Raw genomic sequence first — 21,162 nt, forward strand, 5'->3', positions numbered from 1 at the left:
CTCCTCCTATACCAAATAATCATTCAACCGTGATTTCACATATTCTAAATGGTTGGATTCATTCATGATATCATCATGTTCCAGTGCATATTCTGTCAAAGATTCCAAGTTTTCTTCATTAGCGACGATTTTGGCGCCGATGCCTTCTTGGTAGCTAGCATAGCGTTTTCCCTTGATTTCATCGAAGAATCGTTCTTCTTTCAGAGCTGCTGCTGCTTTTAGTCCACGAGCAAAAGTATCCATACCTGCGATATGTGCTAAAAACAAATCATCCATTTCAAATGACGTACGGCGAACTTTTGAATCGAAATTGATCCCGCCAGGTGCGATGCCACCATTTTCTAAAATTTCATACATAGCCAAAGTGGTGTCGTAAATATTTGTTGGAAATTCATCAGTATCCCATCCTAATAGCACGTCTCCTTGGTTAGCATCGATAGAACCTAACGCATCATAACAGCGGGCTACATTCAACTCATGTTCAAAAGTATGACCTGCTAAGGTTGCATGATTGGCTTCGAGATTTAATTTGAAATCATTTTCCAAGCCGTATTTTTGAATGAATGCCATCGTTGTCGCAGCATCAAAATCGTATTGGTGTTTGCTTGGTTCCATTGGTTTTGGTTCTAGTAAAAATTGAGGTTTATGACCGATTTTTTCACCATAAGCAATCGCCATTTTGAATAGACGTGCAATGTTGTCTTGTTCAAATTTCATATCGGTATTTAATAAAGATTCATATCCTTCACGGCCGCCCCAGAAAACATAATTTTGTCCGCCAAGTTTTTTACTGATGTCCAAGCCTTTTTTGACTTGTGCTGCTGCATAGGCAAAAACTTCTGCGTTGTTTGAAGACGCTGCCCCATTGACAAAACGTGGATGAGAAAACATATTTGCTGTATTCCAAAGCAATTTCGTTCCGGTTTGTTCCATTTTTTCTTTGATTAAATCGGTAATTTCATCAATATTTTGGAAAAATTCTTCCAAAGAATCTCCTTCTGGTGCAATATCAATATCATGGAAACAGAAATATTCCACATTTAATTTTGTCAAAATTTCAAAGAAAGCTTCTACCCGATTTTTTGCTGTTTCCATCGGTGTTTCACCAAACCATGTCCGTTGATTGACTGGACTGCCGAATGGATCAGAACCATCTTGGGTCATGGTATGCCAATAAGCCACCGCAAAACGCAGTTGTTCTTTCATGGTTTTCCCCATCACGATTTCGTCAGGATTGTAATGTCGGAAGGCGAATGGATTTTTGGTTTTAACACCCTCATATTGGATTTTTTCTACATTTGGAAAATAACTCATGTCTGTTTCCTCCTTAAATTTTTCTTGCCTTTAGTTTGTTAGTACGATAAACTAACTTACAAGAAGAATATTAAACGAAACAAAAATGTTTGTCAAGCGCTTTCAAAAAAATATTTTGATAAACTATACATAATTAGGCAATCATTTTTTTTTACGATGTCCTTTACTATTGGAGGGTTATTATGATTTCAACAAAATACACCATTCGTGAGCACAATGAAGCGAATATTCTCAATACCATCATTAGGAAAAAAGAAATTTCTCGAGCAGAAGTCGCCCAACAAACCGGTTTGAACAAAGCCTCGGTTTCTGCTATCACCAAAAAATTATTAGACGATCAATTAATTTTCGAAACACGGGTGGGTGATGCCTCAAATGTAGGTGGTCGGAAACCCATCATGCTGACTTTTAATCGAAAATCTTCCTTGGTCATCGCCTTTGACCTTGGCTATAATTACATTGAAGGAATGTTGGCGTTTATTGACGGCACGGTTGTCGATACCATTTCTAAACGCCGGATAACAGTTACAGCGGCAACGATTTTTAATGAAATGAAGCAGATCATTGATCATTTTATCGAGATTCAGCCCCCTACTCCCCATGGAATCGTCGGTCTGACTGCGGCTATTCATGGATTGGTGAAGCAAGAAAAAATTATTTTTACACCCTACTATGATTTGGATCAAAGTACGTTTATCGAAGAGCTGCAAAAAAACTATGACTTCCCTATTTTTATTCAAAATGAAGCAAATTTGGCAGCATTGGGAGAATACACTTTTACCTCTCAATACCAAAATCTAGTGAGTATCAGTGTCCATAGCGGGATTGGTGCGGGAATCGTCACCAGCGGGAAATTGCAGCAAGGAAAACACGGACAAGCCGGTGAAATTGGTCATTCCATTCTTTATCCTAACGGGCGGGAATGTCCTTGTGGCAATCACGGTTGTTTGGAACAGTATGCTTCCAACAAAGTTACCTACGATCAATTTGGCAAACTGAAAAATCTGGATTACGTGAATTCAGAAATTCTATTACGTTATGTAGAAAAACAAGATGCCGAGGCATTGGCGGCAATCCAGCAAAATGCCGCCCTTTTGAGTGTCGGTATTAATAATATTATCATGATGTACGACCCCGAAATCGTTGTAATCAACAGCTCTCTTTATCGGCGAATTCCTCAAATGGTAAATTTAGTTACCGAAGAATTAAAAAGCCGTTTTTCAGAATCTGTGATTATTCGAAATACCTTGTTGGAAGACAAAGCGACTCTATATGGTGCCTTTGCTGTCTCGGCCCAAAATTTTTTAAATATCCAGAAACTGAAGTTGATTTAACCTAAAACAACCTCCAATTGTTAGATTTTTGACCAAACAATTGGAGGTTGTTTCATTTTTTTATAGTTAATTTCCTTTTGCTAAACTTTCTTTGTGTTGGGCTTTGATTGCTGCCAAAAGTTCTGGGTCTTGCAAAAGATCAAGCGCTGTATTTGCCAATAATTCAGCTGCAATCGCAATCGACGCCAAACCTTTTTCACTGCGGGCTGCGGCTTTGAACTCTTCAGAATGCCCTGCAATATAGTCGTCTGAAATGGAAACAGTCGGTTGGATGGTTGGGATAACCTGACTGACGTTCCCAACATCAGAAGAACCTAAACTTGCTCGTTCAGAAGTATCGATTTCATCCGATGGGACGCCGGCTGCTTGTGCATGATTGAAAAAGACTTCATCAAATAACGGTGTGACGATCACATCATCTACTGCATTTTGAAATAGACCAAATTCATAAGAAGTTCCCGTTGCCAATGCCGCCCCTTTTACAATGTTCTCTACCTTTTGGTACACTTCATCCAAGGTTTTGCGATTTGCCGCCCGTAGATAAAAACGTCCCGCAGCATATTCGGGAACGACATTGGCTGCGACTCCGCCATCCGTGATAATTCCATGGATATTGACGTCTTTTGGCAGATGCAGGCGCAACCCATTGATTCCGTTGAATACTTGAAGCAAGGCTTCCAGCGCATTGATTCCTTTTTCAGGTGCTGCCGCTGCATGGGAAGCTTTGCCATAGAATTTGATATCTACCGGATCATTTGCCAAAGATTTCGTGGTTTTGCTGTAACGATAGGCCGGATGAATGCAAAGAGCTGCATCGACATCATTGAAAAAACCTTCTCGCACAAAGCTGCCCTTTGCTGAGCCGTTTTCCCCGCCTTCTTCTCCCGGTGTACCATACACTCGAATCTCACCACCGATTTCATCAATGACTTGCTTCAATCCACTGGCTGCTAAAACAGAGTAGGTTCCAAATAAATTGTGTCCACAGGCATGACCGATTCCCGGTAAGGCATCAAATTCTGCAAGAAATGCAAGCGTAGGACCTTCTTTTGCAGAAACATAGCGGGCGTCAAATCCGGTACGATGACCGGCAACCTCTTTAGTGACCGTAAAGCCTTCTTTTTCCAATTGTTGGATTAAGGCATCCGAGGAATAGAATTCATAATTGCTGACTTCCGGATGGTCGTGAATATCTAAAGCAAGTGCTTGATATTCTGGTAAACGTTGATCAATAAATTCTTTGATAGTTGCTTCAATAGTTGTAGTTGTCATAATAAATTCCTCCAATTTTTATTTACGGCCAAAGGTTTCCCAAGCTGGGATACTGGAGCCTTTTGATGTTTCTTCAATCACTTTTTCGGTTTCTTTTGTTTGGTACGCATCAACGACTTTTTGGTACACTTCGTTGTCTTTCTCTTCCTTGCGGGCAACGATAATGTTCACATACGGTTTTGAATTGTCATCCACTGGTTCCAAGAAAATCGCATCTTCCGTCGGTGTAAATCCGGCATCCACTGCTACACCACTGTTGATCACAGAAATATCCACATCTGACAACGCACGGGCAGTTTGGGCGGCATCTAATTCAGAAATATCAAGATTCAATTTATTTTCCGTGATATCCGAAACGGTCGGTGCTTGCGCTTTTGCCGGATCAACAGTAATCAAACCCGCTGTTTGCAGCAACAATAATGCTCGCCCCCCATTTGTAACATCATTCGGAATCGCAACTTTTGCCCCCTCTTTCAACTCTTTAACATCTTTGATTTTTTCAGAATAAATACCTAATGGCGCATTAACGGTATTCCCGATGGAAACCAAATCCGTGCCATGTTCTTCATTGTAATTATCTAAAAAGAATTGATGTTGAAAAGAATTCAAATCAATGGATCCGTCTGCCAAGGCAGCATTTGGTTGATTGTAATCTGTGAATTTCACATATTCCAAGTTGATACCTTCTTCTTTCAATCGATCTTTCACATCATCCCAAACATCGGTATCGGCACCGATCACTCCTAATTTCACGGTTGTTTCTTTGTTTTTATCTGAAGCTTCTGAGGCTTTCCCCTGATTACTGCATCCTGCGGCTACCACCAAGAATGCTGCCGCTGCTAAAGCGATTTTAAGATATTTTTTCATTTTACTTCCTCCAATTAATGACTGATTTTTTTTATGATACGATTACTTACAAATTGACTAATAAAAACGAGAATTAAAATCAAGAGCGTAGCAACGATGGTGACATCCGTTTGAAAACGATTATAGCCTCTTGAAATTGCCAGATTGCCTAACCCGCCGGCACCAACTGCCCCAGCCATAGTAGTCAACCCGATAACATTAATGATTGTCAAAGCAGAAACCCGGACGATTCCCGGCAGTCCTTCGATTAAATAAACCCGGAAAATAATTCCCGCCGGACTGGTTCCCATCGCTTGGGCGGCTTCAATCACCCCAGGATCAACTTCCAATAAGGCATTTTCGATTTGTCGGGCGAAGAAAGGAACTACGCCAACAATCAGTGGCACTAGCGCCGCTTTTTCCCCAATCGTAGTGCCGACAATAAATCGCGTGGTCAATGCCAACAGTGACAGCAAAATAATAAAGGGAATCGATCGAACGATATTGATTGCTTTATCTAAAATTTCGTATACCGGACGATTTTGCAGAATTCCCTTTGGTCGGGTAACAACTAAAATCACTCCCAACAAGATACCGAAAACGCCGGCAATCAAAGCGGTCCAAACAGACATGAAGAGCGTTTGTTTCGTGGCTTCAATAAATTCATCGGTGATGCCAATGACATTGGGAAAATATTTTTCAAGAATCGTTTCCATCAGTGGTACCCTCCTTCAACTGCGATTAGTTGTTCTTCTGGTTGCTTCAAAATATTCGTGTAAACTCCTTGTTTTTTCAAATAATTCAATGCTTGTCGCCGCTGTGTGCTTTCGCCAGCCAGTGTGACAATCAAACTGCCTAATGGAACATTTTGTAAAATCTCTACGTTGCCATATAAAATATTCGTCGTTACTTGGTAGCGGCTGTAAAGTTGAGCAATCAGCGGTTCATTGGTTTGATCGCCAACATAAGCGAGTTCCACCAGCCATTCATTTTCATTCAACGAGGCAAACTTAGGATTTCCCAGAATCGTTTCCAGTGCCTGATCGATATGAGTTGCTGTTCGAATGAATTCACGGGTCAGCGCTTTTTGCGGCCGGCTGAAAATTTGGATGCTGTTACCTTGTTCAATAATTTCGCCCTCTTCCATCACCGCTACTTTATTACAAATTTCCTTGACCACTTGCATTTCATGAGTAATCAAAACAATTGTCAACCCAAGACGTTGATTCAATTCCTTTAAGAGCGCCAAAATTTGCAGCGTGGTTTTAGGGTCCAGCGCGCTGGTGGCTTCATCACAAAGTAAAATCTCTGGATCATTGGCCAATGCCCGGGCAATGGCGACCCGTTGTTTTTGCCCCCCGGATAACTGGTTGGGATACGCCAGAGTTTTATCCGACAACCCCACCAGCTCCAATAGCTCCGCAACTTTTTGATGACGTTCCTGTTTCGATTTTCCAGAATATTTTAAAGAAAAATCAACGTTATCAAAAATTGTGCGACTGTTCATCAAATTGAAATGTTGAAAAATCATGCCGATTGCCTTGCGTTTTTCCCGCAGTTGTTTGGCAGATAATTCTGTTAAGTTGGTACCATTAATGATTACCTCCCCATTGGTTGGTCGTTGCAATAAATTGATTACCCGCACCAAGGTACTTTTTCCAGCGCCGGAATAACCAACGATACCATAGACATCACCTTTATCGATTTTAACGTCCACATCTTTTACTGCTTGAATCTGTTCACCCTTTTGTTGAAAAGTGACAGTAATATTTTTTAGTTCAATCATTTTTTCTCCTCCGATTCCATATTTTTTCTAGAGGCAACACATTCGTTTCATGTCTGTCATTCCTCCCAACAAAAAAAAGCATCCTCAAATCAGCGAAAAAATCACTGACTTGAGGACGCTTTTTTGCGTGTTACCACCTCATTTTGACCTGCATTCACATACAGCTCCTCTTCGAGTACAAACATACTCTAGCGCTGTATCGGGCGCAGCCGTCATCGTCTCACATTCTCTGCTCGGGATGATTCACTCCATGACCATTTTCCAAAAATGTCCTTTTGCTTCTTCTCAGCGTTCGAAGCTCTCTGTTGAAAAGTTTCTTTTTGTACTTATCATTTCTTCGTGATGAAGGATATAAAAAAAAGCCCTTTTACCGGTCTTTACCAGTAAAAGGACGAATAATCGTGTTACCACCTTTTGTTCGGAAGATACTTCTTCCCTTGACCCGACTTCTTTTCTTTCAAAGAGATCGGCGTTTCTTTTAACGGTGAAACCTCCGAGACTGCCTACTTATCGACACTCTACCCTCCAAGGCCATGTTCAGCTTTTTCGACCTGACGTTTCACACCAACCAACGTCTCTCTTCAACGCGTCCAAGCTTACTTTCCTTTTCATCGGGAACAAATTTCTTATTGACGTTAATTTACAGTAGTTTTCAATCGATGTCAACTCTTTTTCTGAATTTTTTTTGAAATGCCAGAAAATCTTCTCTGAAAAAAAGAGTGTCTTGTTTTTATTCGGCAATGATTTTTACATCAAAGGGTGCTAACTCAATGGTGCCGCTAAGGGCTGTTTCCGTCAGCAACTCTTTACCGGCAGTTGGTACGGTTACTGTAACAGGTTCGTTTTTATGATTCAGCAGAAAATGATAGGTCTGATTTTCTTTTACTCGGGTCTTCCATTCAATTCCTTCTGGTAAATCAAATGTTTCAATCGGCAACTCTTTTAATAGTTCATCAAATAATCGTTTCATTCCAGTTTCAGACAGCATCGTTCCCACATAATAGGCCATACCGGACCCCTTTTGATTACGGGTGATTACGGGGGTGTCAGCATAGAATTCTCCTTTACCGTAATTTGCCAACACTTCTGCTGTATTAGGATGAATAATGTCACACAGCATCCGACAATCGCTAACAGTGCCATCATTGAAAACAACCTGAGTCGTCTTTTCTGGTGGCAAAGCATCAAATTCTTCTACCCAAATACCTAAAGTTTCTTTTAACGGTCCCGGATATCCGCCAAGATGCACATTATCGGTTTCATCGACTAAACCACTCATCATTGTCGTTACAAAATGTCCACCGTTATTGACATAAGCATCGATTTTTTGTGCTTGTTCCTGATTGATCATATACAGACAAGGAGCGATTAATAAATCATATTTTTCAAAATCGCCATTGATGGAAACCATGTCAACATCAATGTTGCGGGCAAATAATTCTTGGTAGTAATGATGAATCTGATCGACATATTGTAGCTCGATCGTGGGACCACTGGTGTATTCTAGCCCCCAGTAATTCGACCAGTCAAAAATAATTCCCACTTTTGCCGGTGTCACAGCATCTAGTAATGTATCCCCTAATTTTTCCAATTCCTGCCCTAACTCAGCAGTTTCTCGAAACACACGGGTATGTTCGTTACCGACATGTTCAATCACAGCTCCGTGAAATTTTTCGCACGCCCCCACGGATCGCCGCAACTGGAAGAATTGAATCGTATCTGCCCCGTGAGCTACCGCTTGGTAACTCATATTTTTCATTTGTCCCGGACGTTTTAAGGAATTATAAGGCTGCCAATTTTGTTGACTTGGTGTTTGTTCCATCAACATAAAGGATTGACCGTCTTTTAGTCCCCGCATCAAATCATGGCGCATTGCTGTCAAACTGATTGGGGTATCGTAACTTGGGTAGTTGTCCCAGGAAACAATATCCATTTCCTTTGCCCATTTGAAGTAATCCAAATCTTTAAAGGTTCCCATCAAGTTGGTCGTAATTGCTGTTTTAGGATCGTGTTGTTTAATTGCCGCTTTTTCATCGGTAAAATTTCGTAAAATTGAATCCGACATAAAGCGCCGGTAATCGATAGAAAGCCCGGCAAAAGCAGTTTTTTCTGTACCGATTGCATCGCCTAGTGCGTTAGGAACCACGACATCTTCCCATGAGTAAAGTGTGTGTCCCCAAAATGCCATATTCCAAGCTTTATTTAATGCCTCGATTGTATGGTATTTTTTCTTCAGCCAAACACGAAATTCTTTGGCACAATTTTCGCAATAGCAGTTGCCACCATACTCATTCGAAATATGCCAACAAACTACATTTTCCAAATGGCCGTAGCGTTCGCCTAATTTTCCCGCCAGCTTGGCACTGAATTTTCGGAAGGTTGGGCTGTTAGGACAGGCATTGTGCCGTTGACCAAACTTGTGGGCACGTCCTTCAAAGTCCGTCCGATTAACATCCGGGTAGCGACGACTCATCCATGCAGGCAGTGCCGCTGTAGAAGTTGCCAAAACGATTTGATACTTGTGCTTGGTAAGCATTTCAACAATTTTATCCAGTGTAGAAAAATCATAGGTTTCTTCATCAGGCTGTAATTGTGCCCATGAAAAAACGTTAATTGTTGCCGAGTTGATTTTTGCTAAATTCAGGATGCGCATGTCCTCCACCCAGATTTCTTCCGGCCATTGCTCTGGATTGTAGTCTCCGCCAAATAACATGTTTTTAAAAAATGCCATTACTTTTTCCTCCTTCAAAGTGAAAATAGAAAGCCTTTTCTTTTGTCTTCATTCTATCACGGTAAAATGGTAAAATAATCATAGAATCATCTTCAATTCTATAAAAATATGAAACTAAAGCAGGTGGTACCATGCGTTATACTTTTAGTCGAAAAGATTCCGGTCTTCCGTTGTTTGTCGATAGTGTCGGAATTCAATGGGATCAAGACCCAATCACCCGTCCACAAGGATATCCGTATATTCATTGGCTCCATACTCAAGAAGGCGCTGGAGAGGTGAGTGTTGACGGAAAAAGTTTTATTTTAGAAAAAAATAAGAGTATCTTAATCAATCGGTCGGTCCCCCATACGTATGTGCCGACAACCGAAAAATGGTTGACTGCCTATTTTACCTTTGGCGGTGCATTGGCAGCAGAAATTTTGACACTGCTGGGAATCGGTGACTACCTTCTGCTCAATGAGCCATTGCCGGAATTGAATCATTTTATCGAACATCTGGCAAAAGAAATTGATGTGGATGATCCCGCAGCTCCATTAAAAACCTCCGGAATGATTTATTCTTTTTTGATGCTGATCAAAGAAGTCACGGCAAACCAAACCCGCGGAAATAAATACGGCGAATTAATCCAGCCGGTGGTCCAGTATATGAACGATCATTTCGCTGAGACTATTCGCAATGAGGATTTAGCTAAGCTAGTGGGGTATAGTCCGCAATATTTATCAAAATTATTTAAAGAAACGTATCAACTTTCTCCTTATCAATATTTATTGGAGTTGCGTTTACGAAAAGCAAAGGAACTGTTGGCAAACGATGCCTTGCTGCCGATCCAGGAAATCAGCGAGCGTGTGGGCTTCAATGATGTCAGCTATTTTATCGCCGCCTTTAAACGCAGTGAACAAATGACTCCTAAAAATTTTCGTCGCTTCTATCAACAATAACTAAGCAAGGAACTCCCCCATTAAAGGCAGTTCCTTGCTTAGTTATTCGATGGAAAAACCATACCCGCGAATATGTTCCTCCAAACGCTGCAAATAATCTTGCGCAATCGGGCTGAGTTCTAATTGACGATGCTTTAGCCAGCCAATCGTGATGGAGTCATCGACTTCCAAAGGGATTGCGACGATTTTGTCATCGTTTAACTCACTGCTGATAATCCCGGAACTGATCGTATAGCCGTTCAACCCCACCATCAAATTAAAAATCGTCGCCCGATCACTGACTTTAATGTTCATCTTGTGGTCCAGCGTACTGAGAATTTCCTCAGCAAAGTAAAAAGAATTAACCTCCCCTTGCTCGTAAGAAAGATAGGGATACTCTTCTAAATCGGTCAAATTGACCGATTTTTTTTGAGTCAGAGGATTTTCCCGACTGACAAATACATGGGGCAATGCCGTAAATAGCGGGGTAAATTCCAGATTTTTTTCTTTAAAGAGCTTTTGCATCACCTGCCGATTAAAAGTATTGAGGTACAAAATACCGATTTCACTTTTAAAACTGGTCAAATCGTCTAAAATATTCTGAGTTTCTGTTTCCCGTAACGTAAACTGATACTCCTCTGTATTAACCTGCCGAATCAATTCCACAAAAGCATGCACCACAAAAGCATAGTGCTGAGCTGAAACAGAAAAGGCTTGTTTTCGCGGCGTTTTCTGCTTATATTTTTCCTCCATAAGATTTACCTGATCCAGAATCTGCCGGGCATAGATCATAAATTCTCGTCCCTCATCCGTCAGAGTAACCCCCATTTTATTTCGCAAAAGCAGTTGAATGCCCATCTCATTTTCCAATTCTTTTACGGCATTGGATAAGCTGGGTTGTGTTAAATACAATTCTTTTGCCGCTTCATTGATGGAGCCTCGGGCAACGATTTTTTCTAAATAAGCTAGCTGTTGAATTCGCATGCTGTGACCTCCTGCAATTTTTCTATAGTTTACACCAAGTTATAGTTTAAAACTATAACCAATGATTAGTTTTTTCAGTTATCCATAAAAAGTAAAAAGTGATAGTTTAGTCACTAACAACAAAAGGGGGCTTTTTTATGACAACAACCATCATCGGATTCCCGCGGATTGGGGAACACCGTGAATTAAAATTTCAAACAGAAAAATATTTTCGTTCGGAACTTTCAGAAGAAGAATTACAAACCAGTGCCGCTGCTTTACGGGAAAAACATTGGAAACTGGTCCATGCCAGCGGGGTCGACAGCGTACCCAGCAATGATTTCTCTTTTTATGATACGACCTTGGACACGGCTTTTTTGCTAAATATTTTACCTGAAGAAATTCAACACATCGATTTGTCAGGGCTTGATAAATATTTTGCACTGGCTCGGGGATATCAAGGAGAAAAAGGCGATATCAAAGCTTGGCCGATGAAAAAATGGTTCAATACCAACTACCATTACATCGTTCCTAAATTTGAAAAAAACACAGAAATCAGCGTAGTCGGCAAGAAAATTTTTGATGAATTCCTAGAAGCAAAAGAACTGGGTATTCACACACGTCCTGTTCTTTTGGGGCCTTTCACTTTGCTACAGATCAGTGATTTTGCACCCGAAACCCAACCGGAAGATTTTGTGCCGTCTTTGATTGCTGCCTATCAGGAAATTTTTGCAACATTAGCGAATCTGGGGGCCGGTTGGCTGCAATTGGACGAACCGGCTTTAGTCAAAGACATTTCTTCTGAAGAGTGGGCGTTATTCCAAGCCCTCTATGTTCCTTTGTTGCAACAAAAAAATGGCCTGAAGATTTTGGCTCAAACCTATTTCGGTGATGTTCGGGATGTTTATTCCTCGTTGGTTCAGCTTGATTTTGATGGAATCGGTTTGGATTTTGTGGAAGGAATCAAAAATTTAGAACTGGTTGCCAACGGATTTCCTGCCGAAAAAATCTTATTTGCCGGTATTGTCAATGGAAAAAATATTTGGCGGAATCACTACGAAAAAACACTGGCACTTTTACAGAAACTGCCTGCTGAAAATGTGGTTCTAACAACCTCGTGCTCGTTGTTACACGTGCCTTTTTCTACAGAAAATGAAACATTTCCGACCACAATTCTTGACCACTTTGCTTTTGCAAAGGAAAAGTTAACGGAATTAACGGAATTGGCTGCGATTTTTTTCAACAAAGAAACTGCACTACTTGCTGAAAATCAGCAACTTTTTGCTAAAAATCGAACCAACAAAAATCATAAGCTAGCAGAGAAAATTGCTGCTTTATCTGCTGCTGATTTCACCCGTCAACCAGCTTTCTCTGATCGTGAACAGCTACAAAAAGCCGTTTTTGATTTGCCTCTACTGCCAACAACAACGATTGGGTCCTTCCCACAAACACGAGAAGTCAAACAAACTCGGGCAAAATACAACCGTCACGAAATCTCAGATACAGACTACGACCATTTTCTGGCAACACAAATCGATGACTGGTTGAACTGGCAGGAATCGATTGGTTTAGACGTTTTAGTTCACGGAGAATTTGAACGAAATGACATGGTGGAATATTTTGGACAGAATCTTTCCGGCTACCTCTTTAGCCAAAATGGTTGGGTCCAATCCTATGGAACCCGTGGTGTGAAACCTCCGATTATCTGGGGAGATGTTGTGCGGGAAAACCCGATCACGGTAAAATGGTCCACCTATGCCCAAAAACAAACGACCAAAATTGTCAAAGGTATGCTGACAGGACCCGTTACGATTTTGAACTGGTCTTTTCCACGAGAAGATATTTCATTAAAAGAGTCTACTTTGCAAATCGCACTGGCAATCCAAGAAGAAGTCTTAGACCTTGAAGCCAACGGTATCCGAGTAATTCAGATTGATGAAGCAGCACTTCGAGAAAAATTGCCTTTACGAAAAACCGACTGGTATTCTGAATATCTGGATTGGGCAATCCCTGCCTTTCGTTTGGTTCATAGTCAAGTGCAGCCCACCACGCAAATCCATACTCATATGTGTTATAGCGAATTTACGGATATTATTCCGGCAATTGACCAAATGGATGCCGATGTGATTTCTTTTGAAGCTTCCCGCTCAAACTTATCTATTTTAGATGAATTGAACGCACAAAACTTTCAAACGCAAGTGGGACCAGGTGTTTACGACATCCATTCTCCACGGGTTCCTTCCACAGATGAAATTCTGCAAACAATCCATGCAATTTTAGCTAAAGTACCAAAAGAAAAACTTTGGATCAACCCAGACTGTGGCTTAAAAACTCGGGGCATTCCTGAAACCCGTGAAAGTTTGACGAATTTGACCGCAGCTGCAAAACTTGTGCGAGAGGAGCTTTAATATGAGTCAAGAGCAGAACGGAGGTGGCCCCTCCTTTTCCTTTGAAGTTTTTCCGCCAAATACCCAAACCGGCACGGAGAAAATTTTTGATACTTTGAATCAGTTACAGGATCTCGCACCGGATTTCATCAGTGTAACCTGTAGCAACAATCAAAAAAATATCGAAACCACTACCCTCAAGTTGGCCGGCTACATTACGAATCAGCTGGATATCCCAACAATTGCACATCTACCGGCTGCCTATTTATCCAAGGAGCAGGTGGATGTGATTTTAGAAAAGTTGCAACTCTTAGGCGTTCGGCGACTGTTGGCTCTGCGAGGAGATATCTTTCCTGACATGCCACCAAAAACTGATTTTCATTTTGCCAGCGATTTAATCGCATATATAAAAAAACAAGCCCCGCAATTTGAAATCAGCGGTGCTTGTTATCCGGAAATCCATCCAGATTCTGCTAGTCGAGTGGCAGATGTTAAAAATCTAAAAAAGAAAACGGAAGCCGGATGCAACCAACTGATTACTCAGCTTTTTTTTGACAACGAACTTTTTTATCGCTTCCAAGAACATTGTGATTTAGCAGATATCGATGTGCCGATTATCGCCGGAGTCATGCCTATTATCAACCGCAACCAAGCCTTGCGTCTGATCAAAACCAGCGAAGCCAAATTGCCTCGAAAATTTTTGGCCATATTAGAAAAATATGAACACAATCCCCTTGCATTACGAGATGCTGGCATCGCATATGCCATCGATCAAATTATTGATTTAGTCACTCAAAATGCCGCAGGAATCCACCTGTATACGATGAACAATGCGGATACCGCCCGCTCAATTTATCAAGCAACTCGGTCGTTGTTTCAGGGAGTTGGGGTGTAAAATGCAAACCGACCATCTGCTCTTACCTGAAAAAGGATAAGGGGAAATGGTCGGTTTTTGGGTTGGGAGCATTCAAAACAGCATAGCTCTAAAACGATTATTCTCTTTATCTTGAAGATTTTAAAGTTTTGGAAGCATTCAAAACAGCATAGCTCTAAAACTTATAAATTTTCTTTCACCACCAATCCAAAGTTTTGGAAGCATTCAAAACAGCATAGCTCTAAAACTCAAGCATATATCCAACGCTTGACTTGTTAGTTTTGGAAGCATTCAAAACAGCATAGCTCTAAAACTCGAAAACGCTCCTTTCTGAAGTTGCTATTGTTTTGGAAGCATTCAAAACAGCATAGCTCTAAAACTATATTTTTGATCGAGAAGCCGATGCAGAAGTTTTGGAAGCATTCAAAACAGCATAGCTCTAAAACTACCGGGTTGGGTAATGTCAGATAAAATCGGTTTTGGAAGCATTCAAAACAGCATAGCTCTAAAACGATACGCCGATTGTATACTTTGGGGATTTCGTTTTGGAAGCATTCAAAACAGCATAGCTCTAAAACTCCACTAATACATCAGCATAAGCAAAACGAGTTTTGGAAGCATTCAAAACAGCATAGCTCTAAAACCTCGCAGAAGTTTTTTGCTTCTGAAAAATTTCGTAATCGCACTACTCGTCCATAGCAAGACTTCAGTTCTGAATGCTTCTATATCAATGTTTAATCAGTATTTTATTTTCAAAGAACACACTTTCATTATACCATGTTTTCGATATGCAAAAAATAATCCTCATCTAAAATATATTGAGGTAGTCCCCTTATTTCCCTTGGCTCTAAAAATAAAACTTCTGCATTATACAACGAGATATAATTATTTAATTCTGCTCTCTCTTTTTCAGTAAGATACGAACAGACATTAATCAAGACCAATAATTTTTTCTTAGAAAGATACTTGAAAATCTGAATAATCTCAATGAGTTTTTCAAATATCGTATCGCTGATTGTTTCAATACGAATACCTAGTGCTTTGAATAGTTCCAGCACTGTAATCTCGTCCTCTTCTAAATCAAGATCATGCTCCAGCAACTCATAACCAATTAATTCACTGATAGTGGCGGTCAATTTATTGATCATCGATTTTACTTCTGGTTTTTCATTTAGCTGATCCTCTAAATCTGAATAAATTAATTTCAACGTGGCGGCTGAATTAATATCATAGCCCAATATATCCGTGATAATCATCAACTCACTTGGTTTAACTGTACGCTGCTTTTCATCAAATAATTTCAAATCACTTTCACCATCATACTGATAGAAAAGTTTGATCAAATGAGAAAAAACTTGTACATCCTCTACGACAAAATAAGTAGATCCTGTCAGTTCTATGGGATTATCTAATAGTGTAAAATTAACTTTCATCATAACTTTCTCCTAAAAAAACAATTCTAGTATCTGAATTCCCTACGGATTTCTCTTGTTCTCCACTTAGATAAAGCATTCTAGAAAACTGTTTTTCTGTTACTGTTAGTACCGTAATCAACCCTTTTTTAGGATTATTTTGTTTCAGACGGGCAACCATCGCTTTATTTGCTGTACCATTCAGAAGAATTTTACTGTAAACAGAAAACTGATGCATAATGAACCCTTCGCTCAGTAAGAATTTCCGAAAACGGCGATAGGCTTTTCTTTCATCCGCTGTTTCTGTTGGCATATCAAACATTAAGATTAGTCTCATATATCGATAACTCATATCCTGAATTCTGGAATCCTTTCCGTTTCTTCATTCAAAACTTTCACCACTTTTTTCGTATAATCACTGGCAATATTTGTTAGGTACATTTCTTTGTTATTGTAAGTATATGTTGCCGTAAATAAGTCAAAAAGAGCACGCTTGATCGTTACAAACGGATTGTTGCGATTAACATAAACAATCTGATCCACAAGCAGACGAAAAGGCTCCATCAAATCACTTGCCAAATTGAAATCATTGAATTGATTAGCATGTTTCAAGCCGAACTGTGTCATACAACCTGATTTAACGATTTCGCGAGCAAATATACTCATTAAAAGCGTATATCCATAATTTAGTCCTGCATTGATTGCATTGTCCGTTTCTCGAGTGAACTCATTTCCAAATAGTGTATTAAAATAAATTCGAGCAGCATGTCCTTCTCGATTACTTGGATCAAAGATCTCTAAAGTTTCGTGTAATTTTAGTAATGCTTTCGATTTTTCATCATATCCTTGATACTTCAAAAACTGACTTTGATTCAAAATTTTTTGTGAGATAATTTCTGTCCAAACGACAGATTTCCGATCCATAGACCAGGAAATCTGCCGAGGTAATTGCAGACTACTATCGTGACGACCATAAAAAGGAAACAATTTTCCAATGGGCAAGCGCTTATCATCGCAAAAAAGGACAAGAATGTTTTCATCCACCAATCGTTTGATAAGCATCGTTGTTAGTGTAATATCCGTTGTTTCTAGTAAAAGCACATCTATTTCTGACAAATGAATCATCTCGTGTTGATCAGAAGATTTAAAAATCAGATGGTTATTTTTGTAAGATAGTTTTGAATGTGTATTAATAACAACCGTCCGCCATCCCATTTAGTCACCTAGTCTCCTCCGAGTTTCGTATAAACCGGTAATAGATTGATTGATAATCGTTGCTTCTAATAGTTCATTTACACTTGTATAGCGTTTACGGGGAATTGTCTCCCCGAAAAACTTAAAGTCTGCTGGGGCTCCAAAAGCATTCAATTGCATCAGATCAACAAATGATTGAGCGATCTCTTTGACTTCCGAATCCATATTTTTAGCATACAAACTGAGGATCTTTTCCAAATTTTTATCAACAAGAGTATATTTCTCAGCAAAATCTTTTACATGCACCATTATCTCTGAGAATCCGCTTTGATGTTCTGTAACATACTTCAAACTATCCGGTTTCTCATTGCAATGCTTGGCATGATATAAAAGAGTAACTAGATGGGCAGGTAAAACCATTTGATTTCCTTTTTGTGCCTCTTTTGCACTAGCAAGTAGTCGACGGCGGCCATCATCAAATTCATACAAAGAATATTTAGGTAATTTCATGCAAATTTGAGGATTTTGATATCCTTTATTTTTCAAAAATTCACGTTCATTCTTTTCAAAAGCTGCTCGTTCCATAATAGTAATTCCGACAATTGTTTTTACAAGTTTCCGAGTCTTGCCTTTTTCATAACGAATGACCACCGAATAAGCAACATTAGGGCTATCAAAACCACCATACTTTGTAGTATCCCATTCTTTTTTTCGTGAAATAAGTTTGTCAGAATCTCCTTTTGGTAAAATAGATTCTTTTGAAAAACCACCTTTTTGTATCTCCACTTTCTTCACAATATTCATCTGCCGATAATTCATTACTTTCTTAACTTTACCAATATATTTTTGTTCCCAATTAGTCTTAACTTCATCTTTAAGTGGTTTTGAGAAGTTCATCAGATTTGAGTAAAGATGCTTCTTAGCAGTCGCTCTATTCTCCTTAAAGGCATTGAATCGGTGGAATTCCCCATAAACGAATTCAGGTTCGAGTTGTGGATAGATTTTAAGCAATGCAGTTGCCACTACCCCATTCAAATAGGCATCGTGTGCATGATGGTAATCGTTGATATCTCGAACTTTATATATACCAAAACTTTCTCGAAATTGGCTTGTTAGAGCAGATTTCAGGGTGATAATTCTTACTTTACGAATCAGATTACCTTCATCATCTTTTTCAGAATTAAAGCGCTGATGCAAAATCCGTGCAACATTTTTGGTAATTTGGCGTGTCTCCACCAACTGACGATGAATGAATCCTGCTTTATCATCCTCCGAAAGCCCACCACTTTCTGCTTTTACCAAATTATCGAATTTTTTCTTACTAATTAAGCCAGAACGATAGAGGCTTTCCCAGAGAGCTCTCATTTTCTTAACAACTTCCTTACTAGGAACATTATCTAATTTCCCTCTGTTCTTAGAGAGACTAACTAGCACACGATTATCCAAAGAATTATCTACAATAAAACTTTGCGGAATAATATGATCGATATCATAGGTAGAAAGCTTGTGAATGTCCAACTCTTCATTTGTATACATATCTTTTCCATTTTGTAAATAATACAGATACAGCCGATCTTTTTGCAGTGCTTTATTGTCGACTGGATGTTCTTTTAAAGTTTTACCGCCTAGATCGTCCATTGCTTTTTCTAAATTTTTTAATCGTGGGCGAGAATTTCTTCTACCGTTAGCAGTCGTTTGATTTTCACGTGCCATCTCCACTACGATATTCGTTGGGGCATAGCCCATGATTTCTACCAGTTCATCCACGATTTTCAGACTTTGAAAAATTCCCTTTTTGATTGCTGGACTCCCGGCAAGATTCTGAACAATTTCAATTAAGCTCTCCTCTGAATTAGCTTTTAATTGTTCTTTTTCTATTTCTTCTTTGAAAGTCAAGCGATTATCATTAATCAACTGCATGAAGTTCCGATTAATATTTTTTTTCGGTGCATCATCATTGATTAAATAATCTAGAATAGTCTTATTTGATTGTTTATCATGGATACCGTTAATAAGTTTTGCTGATAGACGTCCCCAGCCAGTATAGTGCCTCCGTTCCAAATCTTTTATCGTTTTTTCACTTAAACGATCCGAAAATTTACTCAACTGTTCTCGAAGCATTTTTCGATCCTCAAAAATCGTCAATATCTTTACAATTTCTTCAAACATCGGTTCGTTTGCTGGATCATCAAGTACTTTAGGATCAATCTTTAGCTTGAGAAAATCATGATATGTGTTAAAACTTGCATTAAATTTATTTTCTATCCCATCAATTATTACGTCATCAAGATTATATTCATTGCGCAAAAAATTGCTTAAATCTTTTTTGGTTACTTTCCGGTGCTGCTTGAATAAATCGATGAAAATTCTTTCTTTTTCCTCACTTGAAAAATTCTGTACCTCCCCTTGTTCATCCTTATACGTTACTTTCGTCAATTCATTATAAACAGTATATTTTTCGTAGAGCATGCTGTGCTTTGGCAAGACCTTCTCTGATGGTAAATACAAATCAAAGTTAGTCATACGTTCAATAAATAATTCTGCCGATTTACTTAAATCAACAACTTCTGCCAAGTTCCAAGGTCTGATTGGTTCGTCTGATTTTCTTGATAACCAGGAAAATCTACTGTTGCCGTTGGCTAATGGTCCCACATAGTAAGGAATTCTAAATGTCAGTAAATCTACAAAATTTGAGAATTTTTCTTGTAAAAAAGGATAATACATTGCTTGATGATGCAAAATGGCTTTTAGTTCTTCCAAATGAATCTGGTGCGGGATAATCCCATTATCAAAAGTCCGTTGCTTTCTCAAAAAATCCTCATTTTCAATTTTTTTAAGAAAATATTCTGCTCCATCTATTTTTTCAATCAAATTCGTGGTATATTTGTAAAACTTTTCTTGTGACGTTTTCTTGCTATTGTCAATATACCCTGCATAACCATCCGTATTCTTATCGTTAAAAATTTCATGGTATTTTTCTGGCAAATTTTTTCGAATAAATTCTTTGAATAATTTCAAATCAGTTTTATGATCCTCGTATCGTTTTATCATGCTGGCAGATAATTTTGCCTTGGTAGAATTATCCGTTACCGTCAATATCCCTGATAACTCTACTGCATTATAGACATTTTTTGCAGCTTCAAAAACATCAGCGTATTCATCGCCAATTTCGCCTAAAAGAGCTTCTAAGGATTCATCATATTCTTCTTTAGAAAATTGTAATTTAGCATCCTCTTCAAGCTCAAACGTTTTTTTGAAATTCCCTTGATTTCCGACAATCATTTTTAAAAACTGATCGAAGGTTCCATTCCTTTTTTCATCTGGAAATAAGGATAACACGCCTTCTGCCTTTTTAGCCCGAGAGACTTTATCCGCAAAAATAGAACCAATACTGATTGTTTCATCTACCGGATTAATCAAACTTTTATCCTCTTGTAGATTAAAGGTTTGATTGTATTTCTGAAGGAATGTTTTAAATGTTTCTTCAGTAGAGGTATTTTCTGTGCTTAATCGTCCCTCAATCAAAAAATGTCCCCGATATTTAATGATATGAGCCAATGCTAAATAAACAAGCCGTAAATCAGCTTTTTCCTCAGCGTCTGCTAATTCTTTCCGTAAATGATAAATCGTCGCATAATTTTTATGATAGGCAACTTCTTCTTCAATTGTGCCAAAAATAGGATGACGTTCGCTTAGTTTATCCTCCTCTATCAAAAAACTTTCATCTAATCGATTAAAAAAATTAGGATCTATTCGATTCATTTCCTCTTGGAAAAATGTTTGCAGGTAACTAATCCGCTGGCGCCGTCTGAAATAACGCCGACGCGTCGTTCTTTTTAGTCGCGTATCCTTTGCAGTCATCCCTTCATCAAAAAGGTCAACGCCCCAGAAATTTTTCTTTAAATAGTTTTTCTCCGTATTTCCATATACCTTCATTTTTCGTCTAACTAAATCAAGATCCTCTTGAAGAACCGCCCAGCCAACGCTATTCGTTCCGATATCTAATCCAATCGTATACTCTTTACCCACTTCTCTTCCTCCTATATATGTTACCGCTTTCTTTTTGTGATAACTTAATTAATACGATTCATTCCTAATTACCATGTTTATGCATCTTTTGTTAAAAAGACGA

The 21,162-nt window shown here is 39.1% G+C and carries 15 protein-coding genes, 1 CRISPR repeat array and 1 other annotated feature; of the genes, 4 read left to right on the forward strand and 11 right to left on the reverse strand.

From position 1 onward, the window contains the following. Positions 1 to 6: 6 nt before the first annotated feature. On the reverse strand, positions 7 to 1,314 hold the full coding sequence (xylA, locus tag FFM66_RS09160; protein ID WP_137605715.1) for a xylose isomerase: 1,308 nt from the start codon (positions 1,312 to 1,314) through the stop codon (positions 7 to 9). 182 nt (positions 1,315 to 1,496) lie between these two features. Here xylA and FFM66_RS09165 point away from each other — a divergent pair, with 182 nt between their 5' ends. After that, entirely contained in the window at positions 1,497 to 2,648 is a 1,152-nt protein-coding gene (locus tag FFM66_RS09165) for an ROK family transcriptional regulator (RefSeq protein WP_048604721.1), read from the forward strand. 66 nt (positions 2,649 to 2,714) lie between these two features. Here FFM66_RS09165 and FFM66_RS09170 read toward each other — a convergent pair whose 3' ends face one another. The 5 genes from FFM66_RS09170 to FFM66_RS09190 all read right to left on the reverse strand — a co-directional run bounded on the left by FFM66_RS09170 (position 2,715) and on the right by FFM66_RS09190 (position 9,283). Beyond that, complete coding sequence (locus tag FFM66_RS09170) at positions 2,715 to 3,920, reverse strand: M20 family metallopeptidase (RefSeq protein WP_137605716.1); 1,206 nt, start codon at positions 3,918 to 3,920, stop codon at positions 2,715 to 2,717. Between the two features lie 18 nt (positions 3,921 to 3,938). Beyond that, complete coding sequence (locus tag FFM66_RS09175; protein WP_137605717.1) at positions 3,939 to 4,787, reverse strand: MetQ/NlpA family ABC transporter substrate-binding protein; 849 nt, start codon at positions 4,785 to 4,787, stop codon at positions 3,939 to 3,941. A gap of 14 nt (positions 4,788 to 4,801) precedes the next feature. Beyond that, positions 4,802 to 5,482, reverse strand: coding sequence for a methionine ABC transporter permease (locus FFM66_RS09180; RefSeq protein ID WP_137605718.1), 681 nt, complete (start codon positions 5,480 to 5,482; stop codon positions 4,802 to 4,804). Beyond that, the gene (locus FFM66_RS09185) at positions 5,482 to 6,552 is read right to left on the reverse strand and encodes a methionine ABC transporter ATP-binding protein (RefSeq protein ID WP_137605719.1); all 1,071 of its coding nucleotides are present in this window, start codon (positions 6,550 to 6,552) and stop codon (positions 5,482 to 5,484) included. Before FFM66_RS09185 ends, FFM66_RS09180 begins: the two co-directional genes overlap by 1 nt. Before the next feature lie 384 nt (positions 6,553 to 6,936). Further along, positions 6,937 to 7,173: a binding site (T-box leader), on the reverse strand. Positions 7,174 to 7,282: 109 nt separating this feature from the next. After that, on the reverse strand, positions 7,283 to 9,283 hold the full coding sequence (locus tag FFM66_RS09190; protein WP_137605720.1) for a beta-galactosidase: 2,001 nt from the start codon (positions 9,281 to 9,283) through the stop codon (positions 7,283 to 7,285). Positions 9,284 to 9,414: 131 nt separating this feature from the next. On the opposite strand from FFM66_RS09190, the gene FFM66_RS09195 reads away from it, so the two are divergent. Next, complete coding sequence (locus FFM66_RS09195; protein WP_048604715.1) at positions 9,415 to 10,221, forward strand: AraC family transcriptional regulator; 807 nt, start codon at positions 9,415 to 9,417, stop codon at positions 10,219 to 10,221. Positions 10,222 to 10,263: 42 nt separating this feature from the next. On the opposite strand, the gene FFM66_RS09200 is transcribed toward FFM66_RS09195, so the two are convergent. Further along, a complete protein-coding gene (locus tag FFM66_RS09200; RefSeq protein WP_137605721.1) occupies positions 10,264 to 11,184 on the reverse strand; it encodes a LysR family transcriptional regulator in 921 nt (306 codons plus the stop codon). Between the two features lie 137 nt (positions 11,185 to 11,321). Between FFM66_RS09200 and metE the strand changes: the two genes are divergently transcribed. Then, the gene (gene metE, locus FFM66_RS09205; protein WP_137605722.1) at positions 11,322 to 13,571 is read left to right on the forward strand and encodes a 5-methyltetrahydropteroyltriglutamate--homocysteine S-methyltransferase; all 2,250 of its coding nucleotides are present in this window, start codon (positions 11,322 to 11,324) and stop codon (positions 13,569 to 13,571) included. Between the two features lies 1 nt (position 13,572). Then, the gene (metF, locus tag FFM66_RS09210) at positions 13,573 to 14,445 is read left to right on the forward strand and encodes a methylenetetrahydrofolate reductase [NAD(P)H] (RefSeq protein WP_137605723.1); all 873 of its coding nucleotides are present in this window, start codon (positions 13,573 to 13,575) and stop codon (positions 14,443 to 14,445) included. A 59-nt stretch (positions 14,446 to 14,504) separates the two neighbouring features. Beyond that, positions 14,505 to 15,068: direct repeats of the CRISPR family, unit length 36 nt; unit sequence GTTTTGGAAGCATTCAAAACAGCATAGCTCTAAAAC. 126 nt (positions 15,069 to 15,194) lie between these two features. Here the strand turns inward: metF and csn2 are convergent. Genes csn2 through cas9 form a run of 4 tightly spaced genes read right to left on the reverse strand, consistent with a single transcriptional unit; the run spans position 15,195 to position 21,059 of the window. Further along, positions 15,195 to 15,857, reverse strand: coding sequence for a type II-A CRISPR-associated protein Csn2 (gene csn2, locus FFM66_RS09215; protein ID WP_137605724.1), 663 nt, complete (start codon positions 15,855 to 15,857; stop codon positions 15,195 to 15,197). Then, positions 15,847 to 16,188 (reverse strand): CRISPR-associated endonuclease Cas2, encoded by a 342-nt coding sequence (gene cas2 / locus FFM66_RS09220; RefSeq protein ID WP_048604710.1) that lies wholly within the window; start codon positions 16,186 to 16,188, stop codon positions 15,847 to 15,849. The genes csn2 and cas2 overlap by 11 nt, the downstream gene beginning before the upstream one ends. Continuing rightward, positions 16,185 to 17,051 carry a type II CRISPR-associated endonuclease Cas1 gene (cas1, locus tag FFM66_RS09225; RefSeq protein ID WP_137605725.1) on the reverse strand — a complete coding sequence of 289 codons (867 nt, stop codon included), beginning with the start codon at positions 17,049 to 17,051 and terminating at the stop codon, positions 16,185 to 16,187. Before cas1 ends, cas2 begins: the two co-directional genes overlap by 4 nt. Then, a complete protein-coding gene (cas9, locus tag FFM66_RS09230; RefSeq protein ID WP_137605726.1) occupies positions 17,052 to 21,059 on the reverse strand; it encodes a type II CRISPR RNA-guided endonuclease Cas9 in 4,008 nt (1,335 codons plus the stop codon). Between the last annotated feature and the right edge of the window lie 103 nt (positions 21,060 to 21,162).

The sequence above is a fragment of the Enterococcus songbeiensis genome (genome assembly GCF_005405265.1).
Taxonomy (GTDB): domain Bacteria; phylum Bacillota; class Bacilli; order Lactobacillales; family Enterococcaceae; genus Enterococcus_C; species Enterococcus_C songbeiensis.

Excerpts from the sequence above, each read along its gene's own strand:
- FFM66_RS09190 (WP_137605720.1), bottom strand. The coding sequence starts at position 9,283 with ATGGCATTTTTTAAAAACATGTTATTTGGCGGAGACTACAATCCAGAG.
- FFM66_RS09175 (WP_137605717.1), bottom strand. The coding sequence starts at position 4,787 with ATGAAAAAATATCTTAAAATCGCTTTAGCAGCGGCAGCATTCTTGGTG.
- xylA (WP_137605715.1), bottom strand. The coding sequence starts at position 1,314 with ATGAGTTATTTTCCAAATGTAGAAAAAATCCAATATGAGGGTGTTAAA.
- FFM66_RS09185 (WP_137605719.1), bottom strand. The coding sequence starts at position 6,552 with ATGATTGAACTAAAAAATATTACTGTCACTTTTCAACAAAAGGGTGAA.
- metE (WP_137605722.1), top strand. The coding sequence starts at position 11,322 with ATGACAACAACCATCATCGGATTCCCGCGGATTGGGGAACACCGTGAA.
- FFM66_RS09180 (WP_137605718.1), bottom strand. The coding sequence starts at position 5,482 with ATGGAAACGATTCTTGAAAAATATTTTCCCAATGTCATTGGCATCACC.
- cas2 (WP_048604710.1), bottom strand. The coding sequence starts at position 16,188 with ATGAGTTATCGATATATGAGACTAATCTTAATGTTTGATATGCCAACA.
- cas1 (WP_137605725.1), bottom strand. The coding sequence starts at position 17,051 with ATGGGATGGCGGACGGTTGTTATTAATACACATTCAAAACTATCTTAC.
- FFM66_RS09170 (WP_137605716.1), bottom strand. The coding sequence starts at position 3,920 with ATGACAACTACAACTATTGAAGCAACTATCAAAGAATTTATTGATCAA.
- metF (WP_137605723.1), top strand. The coding sequence starts at position 13,573 with ATGAGTCAAGAGCAGAACGGAGGTGGCCCCTCCTTTTCCTTTGAAGTT.
- FFM66_RS09200 (WP_137605721.1), bottom strand. The coding sequence starts at position 11,184 with ATGCGAATTCAACAGCTAGCTTATTTAGAAAAAATCGTTGCCCGAGGC.
- FFM66_RS09165 (WP_048604721.1), top strand. The coding sequence starts at position 1,497 with ATGATTTCAACAAAATACACCATTCGTGAGCACAATGAAGCGAATATT.
- csn2 (WP_137605724.1), bottom strand. The coding sequence starts at position 15,857 with ATGAAAGTTAATTTTACACTATTAGATAATCCCATAGAACTGACAGGA.
- FFM66_RS09195 (WP_048604715.1), top strand. The coding sequence starts at position 9,415 with ATGCGTTATACTTTTAGTCGAAAAGATTCCGGTCTTCCGTTGTTTGTC.